This is a genomic window from Acidovorax sp. BLS4 (genome assembly GCF_032929295.1).
In the GTDB taxonomy this organism is placed as follows: Bacteria; Pseudomonadota; Gammaproteobacteria; order Burkholderiales; family Burkholderiaceae_C; genus Paracidovorax.
Genome location: NZ_CP136797.1, coordinates 3340236 through 3363071, shown reverse-complemented (window position 1 = coordinate 3363071; position 22836 = coordinate 3340236). Strand labels below are relative to the sequence as shown.

Below are 22836 nucleotides of genomic sequence, written 5' to 3'. Positions count from 1 at the left end.
GTGGATCAACAGGTGGGCGGCGCGGCGCCCCGGTTGACGGCATCCACGGTGCCCAGCAGGCGGGTCCAGTAGGTCGGCAGGGTGTCCCAGGGGTTGCCTTCCTGCGTGTCGGGGTCGAACGTGTCGTCGGTGACGTAGAGGATGCCGCTGTTCGCGCGTGCCGTGGCCGCAGCGCGCACGGCGGCCTGCATGGCCGCGCAGTCGGCCGCGTCGTGCACCAGGGCGTTCTGGCGCGTGTTGGCCATCTGGTAGAGCCAGCCACCGCTGGCGCGGGGATCGTAGTCGGCAAAGGCCGCGTTGCGGTTCTCGAAGGTCACCAGGGCATCGGCCACGGCGGCGTAGGCGGCGTTGGGCACGGTGCCCGGGTTGCCGACCACGCGCAAGCTGGCGCCTTTGCTCTTGACGTAGTCGAAGAGCTGCCGGTAGTAGCTGATCCGGCCGGGCGCGGACGACATCTCGTCGATGAAAAAGCCGCTCACCAGCCCGGTACCGTAGAGGCTGAGGTATTTGTCGATGTTGCCCTTGACCTTGCTGATCGAGCGCGATCCGTAGCCGGTGTACACGTAGCCCAGCAGCTTGCCCCCCGCCTGCACGAAGGCCGTGGCGGCGGCCGTGAACTCGGGGTTGGCGCGGGTGAAGACGCCGTTGCTGGGGTTGAGAATGGCCGTGACGCTGACGGAGGGGTACGCGCTGGCGCCGGCGGTCATGGCGTCCCAGGGCGAGCCCGCCGAGGGGTAGAAATACGCGGGGACCAGCACTTCCATGGGTGCGGCGGCCGGGCGCACGTAAAGGATGCGCGAGGCGGTCACGGCGCCGCCGCTCGAGGGCACCGAAGCGGTCAGGGTCTGGCGCCCCAGCCCGGCGGGGGTGAAGGTGGTGCCGGCCTCGCCGCCGCGCAGCGCGGCCACCGTCGGTGCAAAGCTGCCCGAGGTGGCGGAAAAGTCGACGGGCACGCCGTCAGTGATGGCGCTGGCGACCCCCGCCTGCACCGTGAGGGAGACCGGCACGCTGGCTCCGGCGTCGAATACATCCTGGTCGAGCGGGGCGGCGAAGGCGGCCTGCGCACCTGCCGTGGCGGCTTCGGCTTTTTGCTCGGAGGCTGGTGCAGGTTCGCTGCCGCCGCCGCCTCCGCAGCCGGCGAGTCCTGCGGCGAGCAATCCGGAAGCCGACCACAGCGCCAGCCGCAGTGCAGCGCGGCTCGGCAACGCACGATGGATCGCGTTCGGCATGGCACCCCCCTTTTTTCTGGCCTGAATGGATTTCAGTTTTTTGCCATTGTCCACCGAACGCCGGCCGGGCTACTGCAGCATGAAGGTTTCGTACTCCAGCCGGTTGAGTTGGCGCGACAGCAGGTACATGCCGGTGCACAGCGTGAGCAGCGTGGACAGCGCGAAGCCGTAGCCATACAGGGCCGCGCCGGCATACAGCGTGAAGCCGGTGAGCGCGATGTTCAGCAGCACGAACTGCACGCACAGCAGCAGCACGATGCGGCGCTGGTCCAGGTAGAAGAACACGTTCAGGATGGCCATCAGACCCACCTGCAGGCCCGCGCCGATCACCTGCACGTGCAGCAGCGGCAGGTACAGCCGCGAGATGCCCAGCACGTCCAGCAGCGCCGGGCCGGCCACGAAGGTGACCAGGATGGCCAGCGTCTGGATCTTGCCGATCTCGCCCAGCCCTTGCTGGATCGAGTAGACCATCTCGTCGCGCATGGCCTCGATGTATTCGAGCGAGCCGCCGCTGCGCACCGCGTCGTAGAACTTGTCGTAGTACTCGACGAAGTCGGTCTCGATGCGCACCAGGAACACCGCCATGCCCGGAATGATGGACAGGTAGGCCAGGAACACCGGCAGGTCGTAGATGAGCGATGCGCGCAGCCCGCCGATGATGTTCTGGGACGTCGGCGGGAAGTACCAGAACATGAACTTGTCGATCCAGATCCCGAAGTTGTAGAGGAACCCGATGGCCACGAGCGACGGATACAGCAGCTTGCGCTCCGCGAAGTCGAACGCGATCAGCCGGCCCTTGGGGTTGAACTCCTGCACCACCAGGATCCACATGCCGGCCAGCAGCAGGTAGTTGCCCAGCACGAAGCCCGTCAGCAGCCCCTCCAGGCCCCAGGGGCGCATGAAGAGCGAGCCGATCACGATCACCGCGTAGGCCAGACCGAACAGCACCACGATCTCCTTGTACCGCTTCATGCCGGACAGCAGCACCGTCAGCACCCACACGTCGCACATCAGGGTGAAGCCTGCCAGCATCAGCATGCGGTACACCAGCCCCAGGTTGGGCAGCAGCAGGAACAGCGCGATCGTGCCCAGGGCACCGGCCACGAGCGTCACCACCAGCAGCAGCCCGTGCAGGTTGGGCAGGATGAGGTCCTTGCGCTTTTCGAAGAGCCGGTCGGACACGAAGCGCGTGAAAGCCAGCTGCACCAGCCCCGTGAGAATCAGGCTGCCCGCCACCATGTAGGTGACCGAGGTCTGGAACTGCGTGACCAGAAAGCCCGGCACCACCACGCTGGCGCTGAAGATACCGATGAGCAGGATGCCCACGATGGAGAAGACCCACGGGCCCGAGCCGATGACGCCCGCATAGGCGTAGGCCTGCACCAGGCTCACCAGCGTGTTCTTGCGCAGCATGCGGCGCAGTTCGAATCCGATGCCAGCCATCAGCGGGGGCCCTCCGTCTTCTGGAACGCGGTCTCATACACGCGGCGGTAGCGGTCGAACATCATGGTGTCGGTGTAGTAGCGCTCCACGCGCGCAATGGCCGCCCGGCTGGCGCTCTCCCAGGCGGCGGGGTCGTTGAGCAGCGACAGCGAAGCGTCGGCCAGGCGCTGCGGATCGGCGATCGGCACCACCTTGCCCGAGGCGCCCAGTGCCTTGTCTTCATCGTCCAGCCCTTCGATGAGCTGGCGGCACGAGCCCACGTCGGTGGACACGGTGGGCACGCCCGCGGCGTAGCCCTCCAGGATCACCAGGGGCAGCGCCTCGCTGATCGACGACAGGATCACCAGCCCGATGCGCGGCATGAGGTCTTCCACGCGCTGAAAGCCCAGGAAGCGGATGTTCTGCTCCAGCCCCAGGCTGCGCACGAGGTTCGTGCATTCCTGCGCGTAGGCCGGGTCTTCCTCGGTCGGGCCGGCGATCCAGCCCTCGGCCTGCGGCAGCTGGTTGACCACACGGCGCATGGCGCGGATGAACGTCTTGATGTCCTTGATGGGCACCACGCGGCCGATGAGGCACAGCACTGGCGGCACCTGGGCCGGACGCTTGTCGCGCAGCGGCGCGAAGCGGCCCAGGTTGATGCCGTTCGGGATGTTGAAGGTGCGCGATGCCTCGGCGCCATCGGTCACCTGCCGCAGCCGGTTGGTCTCGTACAGCGCGATGATCGGGTCGGCCGCCGCGTAGCAGTAGTAGCCCAGCCATTCGAAGAACTGGATCCACATCTGGCGGAAGTACGACAGCTCGGTCGGGTCGCGCTGGAAGATGTTGCGGTTGTCGCGGATCCACTCGCTCTTGAAGAGGTCGATCTTGCGTTCCTTGGTGTAGATGCCGTGCTCCGACAGGATCAGCGGCACACCGCGCGCCTGCTCGATCAGCCCGCCGAGAAAGCCGGCGTAGCCCGTGGAGGCGCAATGCACCACGCGCACCGGAATGAGCTGCTGCGCCACGCGGGCCAGCGTCCACAGCGGCTGGTACATGATGCGTACCGTCCAGAAGTAGTCCACGAACGACGGATCGGTGCAATGGTCGCGGTAGCTCTTGCAGATGATTTCCCAGGCCCGCTCGCTGTAGAGGAAATCCTCCAGCGGCAGGCGCCCGCCCGGCTGCATCTGCTGGGTGATCTCGCGGAACGCGGCCATCGTCTGCGGGCTGCGGTCGCCCGTGCGGAACGACTCGACCAGGGTGTGCACCATGTCCAGGGCCGCGCGGCTGCCCTTGCGCCGTGCGGGCAGGGTGCGCACGCCCAGGTGGTCGTAGAGGTAGTGCTCCTCGAAGTGCACGACGTTCGGCGGCAGCTCGTACTTGAACGCGGAATAGTCCTCGCGGCGGCTGCCCAGGAAGACGATGGCAAAGCGGTATTCCGGGTAGGCGCGGATGATCTGGTTGATCCAGCTCGACACGCCCCCGCTCACATAGGGGAAGGTGCCCTCCAGTAGCAGGGCGACGTCTGCCTCGCTGGCTTTGGGCCCTGTCATGGCGCACTCCAGTAGTCGAGGACGGGGCGCAGCCGGGGCAGCGCGCGCCATTGGTTGAGCTGCTGCACCAGTTCGCGCGTCTGCGCGAAGTCACGTCGCTCAAAGCACAGTTCGGCCTGGTAGGGCAGTACGCGCGTGGCGGGCAATCCCAAGTTGCGGGCGAGCGCGTAGGCGGCTTCGGCCTCGTCCACGCGGCCCAGCAGGTGCAGCAGGCGGCCGCGGCGCAGGTTCAGTTGCGGATGGTCCGGCTGCTGCGCCAGCACCTGGTCGCAATACTGCAGCGATTCCTTCACGGCGTGGTCGCGCAGGTCGCCCTGCACCAGCTCCTGATAGACCAGCTCCCAATACAGGTCGGACAGCCGGAAGGCCGATTCGACGGTGAGCGCCCCCGGCACTTCGCCTTCGGTTTCCTTGGCCAGGCGCAGCGCATCCAGTTCGCTGTCGATGGTGCGGTTGATGCGCTTTTCCAGGGTGTCCAGCATGCCGTAGGCGAGCAGGCGCAAATCCTCGCTCGGATCGCTCAGCACCGTGCGCAGCAATGGCGAGGCGATGCGGCCGGACACGTGCTGCAGCGCCACCATGGCGCGCATGCGCGTCTGCATCGGGGCCTGGCTGTTGCCCAAAAAGGACCGCAAACCGGACTGGCGAAAGCTCCCCTGCATGCGCTGGTGGCGATCGAACTCCGGCAGCCGCAGCGATTCGAAGTCGCCCTGCGACGAAGGGCTGCGGTAGATGCGCAGCACCACCACGGCGGCGATCACCCCGATGAATCCGACGATGGGCACGGCATAGCTGAACACCGCCATCAGGCCCAGCACCGGCGCGCGCGGCCGGGCCTGCTCGCCCGACAGCAGGGGCAGCAGAAAGAAGGACAGCATCACGCAGGCCAGGGCGTGCACCAGCAGGTAGCTCGACAGGGCCGCATCCGTGTGGCCTTGCAGCAGCGCGGGCCCGCTCCACGCGCCAATCTCCAGCAGCAGCGCGGAGATGGCGAACTTGATGTTAAGCATGGGCCATTCCGTTGAGCCGCTGGAGCACGGCCAGGGGCTCGCCGTTCAGCGCGATGATGTGCGGAAAAACGCCGGCCTCGGCCAGCGGCTTGCCGCTCTTTTGGCCCGACCAGATCTCCAGGCGGTTGATGTAGCCCTCGGCGGTGGCGTTGTCGCCCAGCGGCATCAGCATGGCCAGCACCTGGCGTTCCTTGCCGGTGATGAGCCAGCTTTCGTCCAGTTCGCGTTTCAGCCGCTCGATCTGGCCCGGAAGGCCGGCCTCGATGGCGCGCGGCAGGAACTCCAGCGCCACGATCACGCTGGGCACCTTGGCCGTGTCGCGGATGTGGGCCAGGCGCTGCGCTTCGAAGGCGAAATCGGCGGGGCACTCCGGCAGCTCCTTCAGGATCGGCGCGGCCACCGTCTGCATGGCCAGGCCGTCGGTGTAGTAGCCCAGCAGCAGGTTGATGGTCTGCAGGTTCTCGGCCTGCAGCGAAAAGAACGGCATGTCCTCGATCACCAGCAGCCCGTAGATCTCGCTCCCTAGATCCAGCAGCGGCGCGGCGGCGAGGTAGCGGGTCTGCTGCTGGTCCGCCAGCATCTGGCTCACGTGGCAGAGCTTGCGGGTTTCCAGCGCCTGCTGCACGAGCGGGTCGCGCGCGTCCAGTTCGGCGCCGCTGCCGATGCGGGCCACGGCCCGGGCCTCGATGCGGTCTTCGGTGGCGGCATACAGCGCCGCGGATTCGAGTTGGCAGTACTGGGCCAGCAGCCGCAGCAGGGTCTGCGCGCCCTGGGCCGCATCCTCTTCGGAGCCGCCCAGCGCCTGCAGCGTGGACAGCGCATCGCGCATGGACATCGGCCGGCCGATCAGCTCCTGCTCCAGGCGGTCGTGCGACAGGCGCAGCAGGTAGTACTGGCGCACCAGGTGCTCCAGGCGCTGGTCCAGATACAGCTGCACGTTCTCGGCCCGGCGGGTGCGCGCCTGCCAGAGGCTGGAGAACTCGCCCACCAGCATCACGAGGATCAGGCCGCCGAGAAAGAAGATCTGCGGAAAGGTGTCGTAGTGCCCGAAGTTGAGCGCCAGCCAGCCGGCCAGCAGCACGCAGGCGCCGCCCAGCCCGGCCAGCGGGCCGTAGCGCAGGGCCACGATCACGGGGGCCAGCCAGGACCAGGGGAACGCGGCCTCGCTCCACAGCGGGTCGAAGGGCTCCAGCAGCATGCCCAGCGCGAGCGCGATGATCGGCAGCAGCAGCGTCTCGCCCAGCATGATGGCCGGACGGGTGTCGGTGTCGGCCAGCTTGCCCAGCAGGTTGGTGGGCAGGTGCCGCACGCTCGGCTTGGCCGGCGGCTCGGGCGCGGCCGCGCCGACGATGCGCCGCCGCTGTTCCACCGACGAGGGGGTCTCTGATGCCATGGCTTCAGCGGGCTCGGGCCAGGCCGGAATCCAGCAGGTCGCGGATCAGCTTCTGCGCCACGCCGGAGAGGGCTTCGCGGCTCCAGCCGCTCTTGCCGCCAGTGCCGCTCCAGATCGTATCGCCGGAGGCCACATCGATGATCTGCAGCGTCACGCCCGCGGCGGGCTCGCCGTCCACGCCGACCTTGTAGCGCCATTCGTCCACCGCCCCCGTGAGGGCGTATTTCGCTTGTTGCTCGCGTGCCCAGGCCAGCACTTCCTGCTGGCGCTTGGCGTCGCCCGCATCGAACAGCGCTTCCTGCTGCGTGGTGGTGGGATAGCGCTGGATGCGGCCCACGCCGCGCGCATGCAGCAGGGCCTGCGCAATGGCTTCGGCGCGGTTGCCGGCCAGCGGAGTCTCGGTGTGGTTGGCAAACGGCAGCACCACCCACGTGGCATTGCGCTCCAGCGCCGGAGGCTCGCCCCGGTCGATGGTGGAGCAGGCGGCCAGCAGCAGCAGGGCGCCGCCGGCGGCGAAAACTTGCAGGCGTTGCAGCAGGGTGCGGTGGTGTTGCATGGTGGATTCCTTTGGAGACGACATCAGAAATGGAGACGGTAGGTGAACAGCAGGCTGCGCGTGAGGCCCTGCAGCTGCAGGCCCGACTTGCCCACGCCCCAGCTCAGGCCCAGGTGGTCGGCGCCGAGCACGCTGCCGGCCATGCCCAGGCGCAGTTCGTAGCCCGGGCCGAGCACGCTATGCCAGGTGCGGCTGGCCGTGGCGAACGGCAGCAGGGCGCGCGTGTATTCCTGCTCGTAGCGCATGTTGGTGGACACCTGCAGGCCATAGAAGCTGAAGCTCTCGGGCAGGAAAAAGTCCTGCCCCAGCGGGCCGGCGTTCACGGGCACGTAGCGGCGCACTTCCAGGTCCCGCGGCGCGAGCGTGCTCAGGTCGCGCCGCGAAAAATCGTGGTGCGACCAGAACGCGCCGAACTCCAGCAGCGGCGTTTCCTGCCGGTAGGTGTGCGTGTAGTTGATCGACGTATGGCGGCCGCTGCCCAGCGAGGCGCCGGTCTGCAGGGTGTAGCGCTCGTCGGCATAGCCGATGGTGAACTGGTCCTGCCGCGTGGCCTGGTAGCGCAGGCTGGCGCCGGCGCGGTCCTTCATGCCGGCGATGCGCAGCGCCAGGCTTTCCTGGCTGGGCAGCTGCATGCCGAGTTCCATGCGCAGGGTCAGCCGGTTGTCGATGCGCTGCTCGTGCTCGACCTGCAGCGGCGTGTAGGCCAGAAAGCTCTCGCGGCGGCCGGCGCGGAACATCGTCTCGCCGTCGGGATGGCGCCAGCGCACCTGCACGTCCAGTGCACGCTCGTCGGGCGGGTTGCGCACCACGAGGGCATTGGTGGCGTGCCGGCGGATGCTGATGAAGTTCACGTCCATGGCCAGCCGCGGGCTGATGGCGATGTGGAACACCGCGTCGGCCTCGCTCTCGTCCATGCCGCCCAGCTGCTGGAACTGCAGTTTCGTGCCCGCGTGGTCGCTGAAGGCCAGCAGGCTTTCGGTGAGCTGCAGGTGCAGGGGCTGGTCGTCGTGCTGATCCTGCTGGGCGTCGAAGGCGGCGGTCTGCGCGAGGCGGATGTCGTTCACGGCGCGCGCCGCGTTCACGCGGTCGTAGCGGGGCAGGCGTTCGTCGAACTCCTGCAGCAGCTGGCCCGTGGCGGCCCTGTCGTCTTCGGCCAGCGCGACCGTGATCTCGGCCCACAGCGGGCGGTTGCTGCGCACGCCGCGGCTGCGGGCGTACTGGTGCCACAGGAAGCCGCGCTCGGCCGTGTATTCGCCGGCGTCCTGCAGCCAGCCGATGGCCGTCTCGGCCGCCGCGTTGGACATGCCACCCTGGGCGTCGCGGTCCAGTCGCAGCAGTTCACGCAGCACGTCAACCGAGGGGTCGCCGGGCCGCTGCGTGAGGAACAGCCGGGTACGGGCGATGCGCCGGGTCTGGTCCAGGCCCTCTTCGGTGAGCCAGCGCTGGCGCGCCTGCGCGGGCGTGAGGCGCACGCCGCCGTCGCCCTTGCGCACCGACTTCCATTCGCGCGACAGCAGTTCGCGGCGCAGCCGCCACGAGCGGTCGGACTGCTGGTTCTGGTCCAGCGCGTCGGCGTAGTTCATGAGCCACAGGAAGTCGTCCTGGTGCTCCCGCAGGTGCGGCGTGAGGTAGCGGTCCAGCGCCACCTGCGGCAGCGACAGGGCCTGGTAGGCCGCCGCCAGCGCATCGTGCACATCGCTGTCGCGTGCCCAGCTGCGCTCCTGCGTGGCCAGCAGGGTGCGCAGCGAGACGGCATCGTTGCTGTCGATGAACAGCCACATCAGCGCCTGGCGCATTTCCGACGAATCGGGGCTCAGCCGCAGGCCGGCTTCGAAGTGCCGGCGTGCCTCGGGCAGGTTGCCGGTGTTCTGGTAGTAGGTGCCTGCCAGCCGCAGGAACTCGGGAATCTGCCACAAGCGCGCCAGCGAGCGCCGGGTCGCCGTGGGGCTCGCGTCCAGCTGCGCGAGCAGGGGGCCGAACGCCTCCCACCGGCTGCGGCCCGAGTACAGCGCCAGGGCCTCGACCAGGTAGCGCGGCTCGTCGAACCGCTGCCAGGCCAGCACGGACACGCGCGCGGCCTCCAGCGGCTGGTCGGTGATGAGCAGGCGCACCAGGGCGTCGAAGTCCGACACGTCCGTGCCCTTGGTTTCCACCAGGCGCCGGTAGGCCTGCACGGCCAGGTCGTTGCGCTCGCGGCTTTCGGCCAGCTGTCCCGTGAGCCGCCAGAAGTCGGTCTCCATGTCCTGCGCGGGCAATTGCTGCTGCTGGGCCGTCTCCAGCCACTTCAGGCCTTCGTCGGGCCGGCCGTGGGTGAGGGCGAGAATGGCCGCGCGCATGGCGCGGGCAGGCGTCACCTGGGCCTTGTCGGCCAGCAGGCGGCGCCAGTTGTCGAGCGCGAGGGTGGGCTGGCCCGCGCGTTCGGCGAGGTTGGCCAGCAGTTCCACCGCCTGCGGGCTCTTGGCGTGGTCTTTCAGGTAGTCGATGGCCGGCTGGGGCTCGCCGATGCGCTCATAGGCGTCCACCAGTGCGCGGACCAGAGTGAAATCGTCGGGGCGGCCGCGTAATTGGTGGCGCAGCGCCTGCACCAGCGCACCGTCGTCGAACTGTCCGGGTGCCAGGCGCAGCACGGCCTGCCAGGCGGCTTCCTTCTGCGTCTGCCGGGCGATGAAGAGCCAGTTTTCCAGCGCCGGGGCGGGGCGCTGCGTCCATTCGGACACCTGGGCCAGCCGCTCGCGCCACGCCAGGTCCTGCGGCTGCTGCTGCACGGCGGCGTTGGCCAGCGCCCAGGCGTCGTCCAGCTTGCGGTTTTCGAGAAAGACCTCGTAGCCCAGCGTGTAGATCTTGTCGTCGAAAGGCAGGCCGGGCGGCGGCACGTTGCGCGGCGCAGGCCGCGCGGCCGGTGCGGCGGAGGCTGCTGGCGTGGCTTCTGCCGCCTGCGCCATGCGCTGCAGGCGCCAGGGCCCTGCAGGCACGGTGTCGGGTGCTTGCAGGCGCAGCCACGGCGGCACCATCAGGTGGGCGCCGTCGTCGTACCGATGCAGCGGCGCGGCCGCTGTAGCGGGGCTCGTCAAGGGTCGCAGCAGGGCGCCCACGGGCCGCATGGCTTCGGCATCGTCGCCCTGGGCCAATGCGCTGGGCGGTGCCGGCCAGGGCGGGCTGAGCGAGATGCGCAGCAGGCGCCGCACATAGCGGTCTGCCACCGCCGGCTTGCCGGCGGCCCGGGCCAGGTTGGTGATCATGAGCAGCGTCTGCGGGTCGTCGGCCAGGGGGCCGATCTCGCGCTCGGCCAGGGCCAGGGCGGCCACGGGCTGGTTGCCCGACTGCAGCGTGCGCACGGCGGCCAGGTAGTAAGCCTTGGCCTGTTCCGGGTCGGGCGTGACCTGACGCGCCAGCATGTACAGCTCGGCGCTGCCCGCGTAGTCGCCCGTGCCCAGCGCTTCCTTGGCGGCCCGCTCGTACAGGCGCGCAGCCTCGCGCGGGTCTTTGGCCTCCTGCGCCAACTGGCGGCTCATGGCGACGCCGGTGGCGCGGTCTTCCATTTCGGCCGCGCGGCGGGCGAGCAGCAATTGGCGGTCGGCGGGCCACTTTTCCTTGGCCAGGGCCTGGAGCTGGCGCTTGAGGCCCTCGCGCTGGGCTTTGCGGCGCTCGGTTTCCTTCTCGGGCGTGCGCTGGTACTCGGCGTACGACAGGTCCCACAGGCTCCACAGCGCGTCGCGGTGCAGTTCCGGGTCGCTGGAATCCAGCGCGGGTTGCAGCGTGGCCCGCGCGTCCGCCATTTCGCCCACGGCGATCTGGCGCTGCGCCAGCAGCAGGCGCAGGCGGGGGTTGTCGGGATCGCTGCGCAGCAGGTTGGTGAGGTAGGCCACCGACAGCGCGATGTCGGTGGTCTCGGACAGCCGGCGCTCCAGATCCTGGCGGGGGTACAGCAGCCACAGCCCCCCGCCGACCATGCTGGCCAGCAGGGCGATCAGCCACGAAGGCGCCAGGACGGGGCGCTCAGCGGGCTGGGCACTGGAGCTGGATTTGCGCAGCAGCATCGGCGATCCGGAATTGTTGGACATCCGGGCCGGCCGGAGTGGCCGCCCGCGTGGGGGTGAGCAGTTTCTGGTTGGCGCGCACCTGGCAGTTGCCGGCCGCCGCCACGCTGAACGCGAGCGGTGCGTAGGCCTTCAGCGTGAACTCGGTGCGCGCGCCCTGGTCGCGCACGTTCCAGTCGCCGAGCCGGCCGTTGGCATCGAACAGGTAAGGGCCCTGCGCCAGCGCGGCGGGCGCGCTGGCCGTGGCCGCAGGCGCCGCGGCCTCGGCCGCCGCGCCACGGGTCTGCACCCACGCCGCGCCGCCGGTCAGGTGCACGTAGGTGCCCTCGGCGCCGGCGCGGTAGCCCGCCACGCCCTGGCTGCCCTGCACCAGCGGCGTGCCGAGCACGGGGGGCAGGCGCAGCGTGCGCAGCTCGCCGTCACCGCGCACGCGCCAGCCCGCGCCGTCGCGCGCCAGCGCGTAGGTGTGGAAGTCGCGCACCTTGCGGATGAACTCCGAGGCGAACACCGGGTGCAGCGGCTGGGCCACCGCCCAGTCGTACACCTTGCGCAGCACGTTGAGGCCGGCGCGCTTGGTGGTGGAGTACACGTGGTAGTAGATGTCCACGGGCTTGATGCGGCGGGGCGTTTCCGTCATCTCGAAGCTCTGCAGCACCTGCTCGTAGCCGTAGTAGGGGCCGCGCCACAGGTTGGTGTAGATGTTCTCGTTGGTGATGGGCGCGTACACCTGCAGGTAGCCGTTCTTCTGGATGCCGTGCGCCCCCACCGCCGTGAGCGATGGGTTGGTGCGCGTGATGGACGTGTCGCCGCCATTCATGTTGAGCAGGCCCGCGCGTTCGGTGATCTCCAGCGCCTCGGCGCCGGGCGCGGTGTCGCCCGACCACAGCAGGATCTTGACCTTCTTGTCCGGCGGCGCCAGCCGGGTGTTGATGTATTCGGTCGAGCCCACGATCTCGCGTTTCAGGTCCATGGTGTAGCCGGGAACGTCCAGGCTCATGGCGGCTTCCGAGTTCTCGCTGAACAGCCCGTGGCGCACGCTGCGGTCCCACAGGAAGGGGTGCGAGTAGGTGTGGCTGGCGATCTCGACGTGCGGCAGGCGGAACATGCGCCGCGCGATGTCCTCCAGTTCCTTGCTCATCTCCGGGTGCAGGCCGTGCGGCGCGATCTCGGCCTCGATCACGGACATGGTCTGCGGCACGGTGCGGTATTTCTCGAACACTTCCTTGAGCAGCACCAGCCCGGCGTTGGGGCTGCCCGGCAGTTCGGCCAGGGAGGGGAAGCCGTCGCCGTCCACGTGCGAGAACACCAGCCGGCGGCCGTTCTCGGTGGTCACGTCCGGCACGGGAATGGGCGGCAGGCGAAGCGCCTGCGTGAGGAAGGCGAAGGGGTCCACCACCCAGCGCGCGTAGTCGGTGCCCGGCACCTCCACCACGACGAAGGGGTCCACCACGAAGCCGCCCCAGGGCATGATCGCGCCGCCGACGAAGGACTGGCCGCGCTGGTCCTTGAACTCCACCAGCGAGCGGCCCGCCTGCACCGGCACGCCGTTGCGCATGACGGGCTCGAACTGCGCCCGGGCCGCCGGCTCCACCGCCATCTCGAAGCCCATCATCGGGTCCTGGACCACGGGCTTTTGCGTGCCGCGCGGTGGCAAGGCATTGCCCTGGATGCCCAGTTTGTCGTTGAGCTGGCGGTCCAGCGCGAAGCCGAAGTTGCCGAACACCGCCAGGGGCGTGCGCTCGGCCAGCCGGGCCTGCAGCCACTGGTTCATGGCCTTGGTGCGGGTCTCGGGCAGGAAGCCGGAGAACCACGTCACGATGCCCGCGTAGCGGTCCTGGTACACGCCGGCGGGCAATTCGTTGCGCACGTCCGCATAGTCCACCACGTAGCCCATGTGGTTGAGCGGCATCTGCAGGAAGCGGTGGGCCGCGGCGTAGTTCAGCGCCGGGCTTTCGCCGCCGTAATAGACCACCAGCACCCGCCGCGGCACCACCTCGATGCTGCCGATGCCGACGGTGTGCACCTGGCTGTCCGTCACCCAGGGGATGAAGCCCAGGTCCTTGATCTTCTGTGCCGTGGCGCGTGTCAGCTCGCGGTCCGCGGGCGGCACGTAGTCGATGGCCAGCACCGGCAGGCCGTCGCGTTCGCGGATCGTGCGCAACTGGCCCAGCAGCCATTCGCGGTCTTCGGCCTTGACGGGCTCGTAGCGCTGGGCGCCGGCGTTCCAGCCCTGGTACAGCGACTCGGCCGCCACCATCTGGATCTTGTCCTTGACCCGGGGAACGACCTCGAAGCCCCGGTTCAGGATGAGCCGGATGCCGGGAAAGCGCTGGTGCAGCAGTTCGATCACGCGCACGATGCCGGCCTGCTGCGCCGCCTCGTCGAACTGGTTGGCGAGCCGGTACGAGTCGAGCGTGTCCAGGAAAAAGCCGCGGTAGCCGCTTTGCCACAGCGGGCCGACCACGCGGGAGGCGAAGAACTCGGGCCAGTCGGCCGGCGTCTGGTCGATCACCTCGGAATTCCAGGCGCCGTTGCGGGCCAGCTTCCATGCCGCGGGGATGTCGCTGTAGTAGGGACGGGACGACTGCACCTCCGCCACCGAGACGTAGGCATACAACTCGCTGCCGCTTTGGCGGTAGGCCACGGGGTCCTGGCCATGGCCGGGTTCGACCACCACGATGTCGAACACCTTCAGCTCCGACAGCGGGGCGGCCGGACCGTAGTGCAGCGCTACCGCTGGCGCAGCGGCCCACGCCCAGGCTGGCAGCACCAGGAATAGGCTTAAAAACAACAGTCGAAGCGTGGTTGGCACAGCAGGCAAAGGTGGGAAGGCAAAAGAAGAAGCGGTTCGGATGCAGGTGACCTCGTTCGGATCATTGGATCGGCAGCCGTGGAAGCGGAGGGTGCTTCCCTTGGATGTTGGTACTTATAGACACATTGGCATGGAAAAGGGAGATGGATACACCTTTGTATTGATAAAAACAATCGACACAATAGCTTTCATTTGCCCTGATTTCACACCGATGGCGGCGCCGGAGTTAAATACCAGGGCGCTTCGCTGTTGCAGGGTTGACGCACTGTCGTTTTTTGTGGTGCCGGGTTGAGGCCCGTTTCCAAGCTGGCACCACACAGGTACGCACGGCGGGCCGTTGGGTTTCAAAAAAGGAGAAATTTCGTGATCCTCGTCACAGGCGGGGCCGGTTTCATCGGCTCCCACACTTGCGTCGCGCTGGCCTCCGCCGGCATTCCCTATCTCATCCTGGACAACTTCGGCAACAGCCGCCGCTCGGTGCTGGACCGCCTGGCCCACATCACGGGAAAGGCGCCCGAATGCATCGAGGGCGACGTGCGCGACGAGGCCCTGCTGGCGCGCATCTTTGCCGAGCACCCCATCGAGGCCGTGGTGCATTTCGCGGCGCTCAAGGCAGTGGGCGAGTCGGTGCGCCAGCCGCTCGCGTACTACGACAACAACGTGGCCGGCACCGTGGTGCTGCTGCGGGCCATGCAGAAGGCGGGGGTGCGTTCGCTGGTGTTCTCCTCCTCGGCCACGGTGTACGGCGAACCGGCCTCGGTGCCGATCCGCGAGGATTTCCCCCTGTCAGCCACCAACCCCTACGGCTGGACCAAGCTCATGATGGAGCAGGTGCTGGCCGACGTGGATGCGGCCGAGCCCGGCCAGTGGCGCATCGCGCGGCTGCGCTACTTCAACCCCGTGGGCGCCCACGAGAGCGGCCTGATCGGCGAAGACCCGCAGGACGTGCCCAACAACCTGCTGCCCTACGTGGCCCAGGTCGCCGTCGGCATGCGCGAGAGCCTGAGCGTCTACGGCGACGACTACGCCACCCCCGACGGCACGGGCGTGCGCGACTACATCCACGTGTGCGACCTGGCCGACGGCCATGTCGCAGCGCTGCGCTACCTGCGCGAGCACCCCGGCCTGCTTACCGTGAACCTGGGGACGGGCCGGCCCGTTTCGGTGCTGGAGATGGTGCGCGGCTTCGAGCGCGCGAGCGGCCGCCCGGTGCCCTACCGCGTGGTGGCGCGCCGGCCGGGCGACGTGGCCCAGTGCTGGGCCGACCCGGCGCTGGCCGAGCAACTGCTCGGCTGGAAGGCCCACCACGGCCTGGACCGCATGTGCGCCGATGCCTGGCGCTGGCAGGACGGGGCGGCGCGCACGCTCTGACGCGCCGCGGTCTCAGGCCGGCGCTTGCGCCGGGACGCCGTCGCCGCGCGGCGCATCGGGTTCGGTGTCCAGCGTGGCGGCGTGCACGGCCGCCTCTTCCTCGGACAGCAGCGCGCCCTCCCACTTGGCCACCACCGCGGCGGCGATCGAGTTGCCCACCGCGTTGGTCGCCGAGCGGCCCATGTCGAGGAAGGTGTCCACCCCGAGGATCAGCAGCAGGCCGGCCTCGGGAATGTTGAAGTGGTTGAGCGTGGCGGCGATCACCACCAGCGAGGCGCGCGGCACGCCCGCCATGCCCTTGGAGGTGAGCATCAGGATCAGCAGCATGGTCACCTGCGTCTCCAGCGGCAGGTGGATGCCGTAGGCCTGCGCGATGAAGAGCGTGGCGAACGTGCAGTAGATCATCGAGCCGTCGAGGTTGAACGAGTAGCCCATCGGCATCACGAAGCTGGAGATGCGGCGCTTCACGCCGAACCGGTCCAGCGCGTCCAGCAGCTTGGGGTAGGCCGCTTCCGAACTGGCGGTGGCGAACGACAGCAGGAACGCCTCGCGGATGTTGCGCAGCAGCACGATGATGCGCCGGCCCAGGGCCAGGTAGCCGGCCAGGATCAGCACGGCCCACAGGATCACCAGCGCCAGGTAGAAGTCGCCCATGAACACGGCGAACTTCAGCAGGATGCCCAGGCCGTTCACCGCCACGGTGGCGGCCATGGCCGCCAGCACCGCCACGGGGGCGAACTTCATCACGTAGCCGGTGATCTTGAGCATCACGTGCGACAGCTCCTCGATGCCGCGCACCAGCGTGCGGGCCTTCTCGCCCAGGCCCGCCAGGGCGATGCCGAAGAACATCGAGAACACCACAATCTGCAGGATCTCGTTGTTGGCCATGGCCTCCACGAACGAGCGCGGGACCAGGTGGTTCACGAAGTCCTTGAGCGTGAACTTGGACGTCGCCAGGTGCGCGGACTGCCCCGCATCCGGCAGCGCCAGACCCATGTTCGCGCCCGGCTGCAGCACGTTGGCCAGCACCAGGCCCAGCAGCAGCGACACCAGCGATGCCGTGAGGAACCACCCCATGGCCTTGGCGAACACCCGGCCCACCGACGACGCATCGCCCATGTGGGCGATGCCCACCACCAGGGTGGAGAACACCAGCGGCGCGATCAGCATCTTGATGAGTCGCAGGAACACGTCCGAGGCGATGGAGATGTAGCCCGCGATGCGCGCGGCTTCCTCCGGCTGGAGCACGTTGGCGTGGATCAGGTGGCCGATCACGATGCCGAGCGCCATCGCGACGAGGATGCCGACCGCGGGCGGGAGCTTTCTTTTCTTGGGCTGCATGGGTGACAGGGCGCGGCCGGTGGGCCCCGAAACGGGAAGCCGGCGATGCACCGATTTGGGGAAAACCCGCGATTGTGCTGCATGCGGGACGCCGCCCCGCCACCAGCCCCGCGCCCCTGCCCGGCGCGTGGCGGGCTCCTACAATCGCCGGATGACCGCCACTCCGCCCGTGCCGCCCTCCGCGCGCTCCGTGACCTTCCATGGCCTGCCCGCGCTGCAGCTGGCGCTGCCGACGGGCGAGACCGCCACCGTCGCGCTGCAGGGCGCCCAGGTGCTGTCCTGGACCGGCCGCGATGGCGCCGAGCGGTTCTTCCTGAGCCCGCGCGCCGCCCTGGACGGCCACTCGCCGATCCGCGGGGGCGTTCCCGTGTGCTTTCCCCAGTTCAACCAGCGCGGCCCCCTGGCCAAGCACGGCTTTGCGCGCACCTTGCCCTGGCGGGTGGAGCGCAGCGAGGCCGATGGCGACAGCGGCAGCGATGGCCCCGTGGCCCGCGCCGTGTTCGCGCTGGACGACACGCCCGAGACGCGGGCCTGGTGGCCCCACGGCTTCGCGGCGCGCCTCACGGTGGCGCTGTCCGCCGAACACCTTCTGCTCGACCTGTCGGTGCGCAACACCGGCACCACGGCGTGGGATTTCACCGCTGCGCTGCACGGCTACTACCGCGTGAGCGACATCGCCGCCACCCGCGTGGAGGGGCTCGATGGCTGCGCCCGCTGGGATTCGGTGGCCGATGTGCATTCGGTGCAGCAGGGCCCCGTGGCGTTCGCCGGCGAATACGACTGCATCTTCTCGGCCGCGCCCGCGCCACTGCGGCTGCACGCGGGCGACCACGCGCTGACCCTCGCGCAAAGCCCGTCCTGGGGCAACACGGTGGTCTGGAACCCCGGCGCCGCGCTGTGTGCCAAGCTGGCCGACCTGCCCCCCGACGGCTACCGGCACATGGTGTGCGTGGAAGCCGCCTGCATCGACCAACCCGTGCACCTGGCGCCCGGCGCCGGCTGGTCGGGCTGGCAGCGCCTGGGGGCCGGCTGAGCCGCCCCTTCACCCGTTTCTTTCTTCGGACTTCCCATGCTTGCCAAACGCATCATTCCCTGCCTCGACGTGACCGGCGGTCGCGTGGTCAAGGGCGTCAACTTCCTCGAACTGCGCGACGCGGGCGATCCCGTCGAGATCGCCGCGCGCTACAACGGCCAGGGCGCCGACGAGCTGACCTTCCTGGACATCACCGCCACCAGCGACGGGCGCGACCTCATCCTGCACATCATCGAAGCCGTGGCCAGCCAGGTCTTCATTCCGCTGACCGTGGGCGGTGGCGTGCGCACGGTGGAAGACGTGCGCCGCCTGCTGAACGCGGGCGCCGACAAAACGAGCTTCAACTCCGCCGCCATCGCCAACCCGGACGTCATCAGCGCGGCCTCGGCCAAGTACGGCGCGCAGTGCATCGTCGTGGCCATCGATGCCAAGCGCCGCCAGGGCGAGGACCTGCAGGCGCGGGGCGAAGGCTGGGACGTGTACAGCCACGGCGGGCGCAAGAACACCGGGCTGGACGTTTTGCAATGGGCCACCGAGATGGCGCGGCGCGGCGCGGGCGAGATCCTGCTCACCAGCATGGACCGCGACGGCACCAAGTCCGGCTTCGACCTGCAGCTCACCCGTGCCGTGAGCGACGCGGTCAGCGTGCCGGTGATCGCCTCGGGCGGAGTGGGCAACCTCGACCACCTGGCGGACGGCGTGCAGCAGGGCGGGGCCGATGCCGTGCTGGCCGCCAGCATCTTCCACTATGGCGAATACACCGTCGGCCAGGCGAAGGCGCGCATGGCCGAGCGGGGCATTCCGGTGCGGCTGTGACGGGCCGCACCCGGGGCCGTGCCCGCCTCGCGGCGGGGATCTGCACGGTCCTTTTCGCCGCCGTGCTGGCAGGCTGCGCGCAGGGTCCGCGCTCTGCGGGCAGCACGCCGGCGCCGTCCTATGCCTCGGGCTACTTCGACCGCGCGCCTTGCGCCGACCGCATCGGCCGCTGCTTCGACGCCACCATCGGCGGCCAGCCGGTGGAGGTGATCGCCACGCGCGAGGAGTTCGAACGCCTGCGGGCGCAACTGCGCGCCCTCGACGGTGGCGTGCGCGACGTGTACTGGACCGTGCGCCGCCCCCTGGGCAGGGCCGCGGCGCTCGATGTGGAGACGTTCGCCAACGCATTCGGGCGTGCCCATGTCGGCGAGCCCCGCGAGGAGGCCGACGTGACGGTGTATGCCCTCGACGGGCAGAACCTGGAGAGCGAGACCGAGCACGTCGCCAGCCCCGACGTGCGCATCGGCGGCCGCCCGGCCGTGGTGCAGCAGGAGACGCTCACGCAGGACATGCTGCCCCCCGGCCGCTACGCCTTCGCCATCAAGTACCTGGGCCGCACCAACTGGGACCGCAAATGGGTGTTCCTGTCGGTGCAGTGAGGCCCGCATGCCTTTTTGCATGAAAATGGCCTTCGGCGCAATAAATACTAAGGCGTTCTGCTATGAAATTCATAGCAAAGCAGACCTTTCCCGCAGTGCAGCAAATGACCGAGAATGACTCCATGAACTGGCTCGACGAAGTGAAATGGGATGCGCAGGGCCTGGTGCCCGCCATCGCGCAGGAGGCGGCCACGGGCGATGTGCTCATGTTCGCGTGGATGGACCGCGAGGCCCTGGCCAAGACGGCCGAACTGGGGCGCGCGGTGTATTTCAGCCGCTCGCGCGGCAAGCTGTGGTTCAAGGGCGAGGAGTCGGGCCACGTGCAGACGGTGCACGAAATCCGCCTGGACTGCGACAACGACGTGGTGCTTCTGAAGGTGACGCAGCTCGGCCACGAGCCGGGCATCGCCTGCCACACCGGCCGCCACAGCTGTTTTTTCAGCGTGCTCAAGGACGGCGCCTGGCAGGCGGTCGATCCGGTCTTGAAAGACCCCGAGTCCATCTACAAGTAACGGCAATGCCCATGACCATCCCCCTCACCGACGCCCCGGCTGCTCCGCAGGCCCGCCCGTCCGAAGACGCGCTCGCGCGGCTGGCCGCCGTGATCGAAAGCCGCAAGCCCGCCCACGGCGGCGATGCCGACAAGAGCTACGTGGCGCGGCTGCTGCACAAGGGGCCGGACGCCTTCCTCAAGAAGATCGGCGAGGAAGCCACCGAGGTCGTCATGGCCGCCAAGGACGTGGACCATGGCGCCGACCCATCCAAGCTGGTGTACGAAGTGGCTGACCTGTGGTTTCATTCCATGATCGCCCTCGCGCACTACGGCCTGACCCCGGCCGACGTGGTGGCCGAGCTGGAGCGCCGCGAGGGCACCAGCGGCATCGAGGAAAAATCCCTGCGCAAGGCCCTGGCCCGCGCCAACGACGAAGGAGCCAACGCGTGAGCGACATCATCGACGTGGAGCCGAACGAGCGGGCCGAATCGCTCAAGACCGTGGGTTGGATCAGCTATTTCCTGCACCTGATCGTCGCCGTCGGCGCCGTCATCCCCGGCGCGCAGCCCGGGGCCCTGCTGCTGGTCATCGCCCTGGTCATCGACCTGGTCAAGAAAAGCGATGCCGAAGGCACCTGGCAGGCCAGCCATTTCTCGTACCGCATCCGCACCGTCCTCTGGGCCGGCGTGCTCTACGTGGTGACCGCGCCGCTGTGGCTGCTGTTCATCGCGCCGGGCTGGATCGCCTGGGGCCTGATCTCCATCTGGTTCCTGTACCGCATCGTGCGCGGCATGGTGGCGATGAACAAGGGCCAGGCGATCGATGCCTGAGGCAGCGGCCCCCGCAGCGCCGCGGCGGCTCAACCTTGCCCTGCAGGGCGGCGGCTCGCACGGCGCGCTGACCTGGGGCGTGCTCGATGCGCTGCTGGAAGACGGGCGCTTCACGCTCGACGGCATCAGCGGCACGAGCGCCGGCGCCATGAACGCCGTGGCCCTGGCCCACGGCTTCGCGCAGGCCGCCAAGGCCCACCGGCATGCCAGCGCCGACGCGGCGCACCGCGCCGGCTGCGAGGCGGCGCGCGCCACGCTGCGGCGGCTGTGGGAGGGCGTGGGCGCCATGGGCAGCCTGCTGTGGGGCGTGCCGCTGGCCTCCAGCCCCTTCATGGGCATGATGACCCAGTGGCTCTCGCCCTACCAGACGAACCCGCTGGACATCAACCCGCTGCGCCGGCTGCTGGAGCGCGAAGTGGACTTCGACGTGCTGAGCGCCGCGCGCCACCCCCGCGTCTTCGTGTGCGCCACCAACGTGCGCACCGGGCGCGGCGAGATCTTCTCCGGCAAGGCCCTGAGCGCCGATGCCGTCATGGCCTCGGCCTGCCTGCCCCTCCTGTTCAAGGCGGTGCAGATCGGCGACCAGCACTACTGGGACGGCGGCTACTCCGGCAACCCGGCCCTGTACCCGCTGATCTACAACACCGAGTGCAGCGACGTCCTGCTGGTGCAGATCAACCCCATCGAGCATGCCGAGGTGCCCGATACCGCCTCCGAGATCATGGAGCGCATGAACGAGGTCACCTTCAACGCCAGCCTGCTGGGCGAGATGCGCGCCATCGAGTTCGTGCGGCGCCTGCTGGCTGAGGGCAAGCTGGATGCGCGGCGCTACAAGAGCGTGCGCATGCACCGCATCGACGGCGGCTCGCTGCTGGCGGGCTTTGGCGCCTCCAGCAAGACGCGGGCGGACCTGCCGTTCATCCGCCAGCTTTTCGAGCTGGGCCGCACCGCGGGGCAGGGCTGGATCCAGGCCCACCAGGCCGACGTCGGCGTGCGTCCCACGGTGAACATGGCCGACAATGCCTGACCCGGCGCCTCCAGCCAGGCCCCGTTTTTCCAGTTCCACCCCATCCCCCATCCATGCAGCACGATCCGAACTGCCTTTTCTGCAAGATCATCGCGGGCCAGATTCCCTCCAGGAAGGTGTACGAGGACGAAGACATCTTCGCCTTCCACGACATCCACCCCTGGGCGCCCGTGCATTTTTTGATGGTGCCCAAGGAGCATGTGCACTCCATGGCCGGCGTGACCGAGGCCCATGCCGGTGTGCTGGGCCGCATGATGGCGCTGGCCCCGCGCCTGGCGCTGGAGCAGGGCTGCAATCCCTATCCCGAAGGCGGTTTCCGCATCGTGGTGAACACGGGCGCCGAGGGCGGCCAAGAAGTGCACCACCTGCACGTGCACGTGATGGGCGGCCCGCGGCCCTGGCTCAAGGGCTGAACCGGCGGCCGCCGGGAAGGGCGTGGAGCCCGGGCGCCGCAGGGATATGAACTTCCCCGTCATGCGGCGGGTCTAGAATGGTCCGTATTCGTTAGGAGATTGACATGGGTTCGTTTTCCATCTGGCACTGGCTGATCGTGCTGCTGATCGTGGTGATGGTGTTCGGCACGAAGAAGCTCAAGAACATGGGCTCCGACCTGGGCGGCGCCGTCAAGGGGTTCAAGGACGGCATGAAGGACGGCTCCGCGAGCGACGTGCCGCCGGCCACGCCCCCCGCAGGGCAGGTCGTCAACCACACCGCCGCCGACCCCAAGGGCACCACCATCGACGTCGAAGCCAAGCACAAGGGCTAATGCCCTGCCGGCCCTGCTTCCATGATTGATATTGGCCTGTCCAAAATGGCGCTGATCGGCGCCGTGGCGCTGATCGTCATCGGCCCCGAGAAGCTGCCACGCGTGGCGCGCACCGTCGGCACACTGCTGGGCAAGGCGCAGCGCTACGTGGCCGACGTGAAGTCCGAGGTCAACCGTTCCATGGAGCTGGACGAGCTGCGCAAGATGAAGGAAACGATGGAAGGTGCCGCACGCGACGTGCACCAGAGCATCCATACCAGCGCCAGCGACTTCGAAAAAGACTGGAACAACGACTTTTCCGGCACCGCGTCCGGCACGGGCACCGATACCGGTGTGCCGTACGACGCGGCCGGCGACGCCAGCGTGGTGCCCGCGTACAAGCACCCCGGCAAGAACTGGCGCCTCAAGCGGGGCGCCACGCCGCAGTGGTACAAAGCCCGCAGCGGCGTGCGCACCAAGGCCCAGTCGGGCGCGGCGCGCGTGGCCCGCTTTCGGCCCCAGAAATTCCATTGATGGCTGCGCACCCCGCGCAGCCACCCGCGCGGGTG

The 22836-nt window shown here is 68.8% G+C and carries 19 protein-coding genes and 1 pseudogene; 11 read left to right on the top strand and 9 right to left on the bottom strand.

All coding sequences use genetic code 11. The features are described 5' to 3' along the window. Positions 1-5: 5 nt before the first annotated feature. The 8 genes and pseudogenes from R1Z03_RS15635 to R1Z03_RS15600 all read right to left on the bottom strand — a co-directional run bounded on the left by R1Z03_RS15635 (position 6) and on the right by R1Z03_RS15600 (position 13991). The gene (locus R1Z03_RS15635) at positions 6-1229 is read right to left on the bottom strand and encodes a spherulation-specific family 4 protein (RefSeq protein WP_317352571.1); all 1224 of its coding nucleotides are present in this window, start codon (positions 1227-1229) and stop codon (positions 6-8) included. Between the two features lie 69 nt (positions 1230-1298). Next, positions 1299-2672 (bottom strand): exopolysaccharide Pel transporter PelG, encoded by a 1374-nt coding sequence (gene pelG, locus R1Z03_RS15630; protein WP_284396747.1) that lies wholly within the window; start codon positions 2670-2672, stop codon positions 1299-1301. Continuing rightward, positions 2672-4204, bottom strand: coding sequence for a GT4 family glycosyltransferase PelF (pelF, locus tag R1Z03_RS15625; RefSeq protein WP_284429937.1), 1533 nt, complete (start codon positions 4202-4204; stop codon positions 2672-2674). Before pelF ends, pelG begins: the two co-directional genes overlap by 1 nt. Continuing rightward, a complete protein-coding gene (locus tag R1Z03_RS15620; RefSeq protein WP_317352567.1) occupies positions 4201-5214 on the bottom strand; it encodes a tetratricopeptide repeat protein in 1014 nt (337 codons plus the stop codon). The genes pelF and R1Z03_RS15620 overlap by 4 nt, the downstream gene beginning before the upstream one ends. Further along, complete coding sequence (locus R1Z03_RS15615; protein ID WP_317352565.1) at positions 5207-6607, bottom strand: PelD GGDEF domain-containing protein; 1401 nt, start codon at positions 6605-6607, stop codon at positions 5207-5209. The genes R1Z03_RS15620 and R1Z03_RS15615 overlap by 8 nt, the downstream gene beginning before the upstream one ends. A gap of 4 nt (positions 6608-6611) precedes the next feature. Beyond that, positions 6612-7163 carry a penicillin-binding protein activator LpoB gene (locus tag R1Z03_RS15610; RefSeq protein WP_284429940.1) on the bottom strand — a complete coding sequence of 184 codons (552 nt, stop codon included), beginning with the start codon at positions 7161-7163 and terminating at the stop codon, positions 6612-6614. 1517 nt (positions 7164-8680) lie between these two features. Beyond that, positions 8681-11113 (bottom strand): annotated as a pseudogene (locus R1Z03_RS24965) (tetratricopeptide repeat protein); the annotation flags it as partial. A 46-nt stretch (positions 11114-11159) separates the two neighbouring features. Continuing rightward, on the bottom strand, positions 11160-13991 hold the full coding sequence (locus tag R1Z03_RS15600; RefSeq protein WP_317352560.1) for an endo alpha-1,4 polygalactosaminidase: 2832 nt from the start codon (positions 13989-13991) through the stop codon (positions 11160-11162). Between the two features lie 384 nt (positions 13992-14375). Here R1Z03_RS15600 and galE point away from each other — a divergent pair, with 384 nt between their 5' ends. Further along, entirely contained in the window at positions 14376-15383 is a 1008-nt protein-coding gene (galE, locus tag R1Z03_RS15595; protein ID WP_317352557.1) for a UDP-glucose 4-epimerase GalE, read from the top strand. Positions 15384-15395: 12 nt separating this feature from the next. On the opposite strand, the gene R1Z03_RS15590 is transcribed toward galE, so the two are convergent. Continuing rightward, entirely contained in the window at positions 15396-16724 is a 1329-nt protein-coding gene (locus R1Z03_RS15590; RefSeq protein ID WP_284411023.1) for a dicarboxylate/amino acid:cation symporter, read from the bottom strand. Between the two features lie 151 nt (positions 16725-16875). On the opposite strand from R1Z03_RS15590, the gene R1Z03_RS15585 reads away from it, so the two are divergent. From R1Z03_RS15585 to tatB, 10 genes are all read left to right on the top strand, one after another. Next, entirely contained in the window at positions 16876-17757 is an 882-nt protein-coding gene (locus R1Z03_RS15585) for a D-hexose-6-phosphate mutarotase (RefSeq protein ID WP_317352552.1), read from the top strand. A gap of 36 nt (positions 17758-17793) precedes the next feature. Beyond that, a complete protein-coding gene (hisF, locus tag R1Z03_RS15580) occupies positions 17794-18573 on the top strand; it encodes an imidazole glycerol phosphate synthase subunit HisF (protein WP_272551361.1) in 780 nt (259 codons plus the stop codon). After that, positions 18570-19172 carry a hypothetical protein gene (locus tag R1Z03_RS15575; RefSeq protein ID WP_317352548.1) on the top strand — a complete coding sequence of 201 codons (603 nt, stop codon included), beginning with the start codon at positions 18570-18572 and terminating at the stop codon, positions 19170-19172. Before hisF ends, R1Z03_RS15575 begins: the two co-directional genes overlap by 4 nt. A gap of 122 nt (positions 19173-19294) precedes the next feature. Further along, entirely contained in the window at positions 19295-19684 is a 390-nt protein-coding gene (gene hisI, locus R1Z03_RS15570; RefSeq protein WP_272551363.1) for a phosphoribosyl-AMP cyclohydrolase, read from the top strand. Between the two features lie 11 nt (positions 19685-19695). After that, the gene (locus R1Z03_RS15565; RefSeq protein ID WP_284396774.1) at positions 19696-20115 is read left to right on the top strand and encodes a phosphoribosyl-ATP diphosphatase; all 420 of its coding nucleotides are present in this window, start codon (positions 19696-19698) and stop codon (positions 20113-20115) included. Next, positions 20112-20495 carry a hypothetical protein gene (locus tag R1Z03_RS15560; RefSeq protein ID WP_272567628.1) on the top strand — a complete coding sequence of 128 codons (384 nt, stop codon included), beginning with the start codon at positions 20112-20114 and terminating at the stop codon, positions 20493-20495. The genes R1Z03_RS15565 and R1Z03_RS15560 overlap by 4 nt, the downstream gene beginning before the upstream one ends. Beyond that, a complete protein-coding gene (locus R1Z03_RS15555) occupies positions 20488-21522 on the top strand; it encodes a patatin-like phospholipase family protein (RefSeq protein WP_272567630.1) in 1035 nt (344 codons plus the stop codon). The genes R1Z03_RS15560 and R1Z03_RS15555 overlap by 8 nt, the downstream gene beginning before the upstream one ends. Before the next feature lie 53 nt (positions 21523-21575). Then, positions 21576-21935, top strand: a complete 360-nt coding sequence (locus R1Z03_RS15550) for a histidine triad nucleotide-binding protein (protein ID WP_284405146.1) — start codon at positions 21576-21578, stop codon at positions 21933-21935. 104 nt (positions 21936-22039) lie between these two features. Then, on the top strand, positions 22040-22288 hold the full coding sequence (gene tatA, locus R1Z03_RS15545) for a Sec-independent protein translocase subunit TatA (protein WP_284396782.1): 249 nt from the start codon (positions 22040-22042) through the stop codon (positions 22286-22288). 21 nt (positions 22289-22309) lie between these two features. After that, a complete protein-coding gene (gene tatB, locus R1Z03_RS15540) occupies positions 22310-22801 on the top strand; it encodes a Sec-independent protein translocase protein TatB (RefSeq protein ID WP_284396785.1) in 492 nt (163 codons plus the stop codon). Positions 22802-22836: the final 35 nt, after the last annotated feature.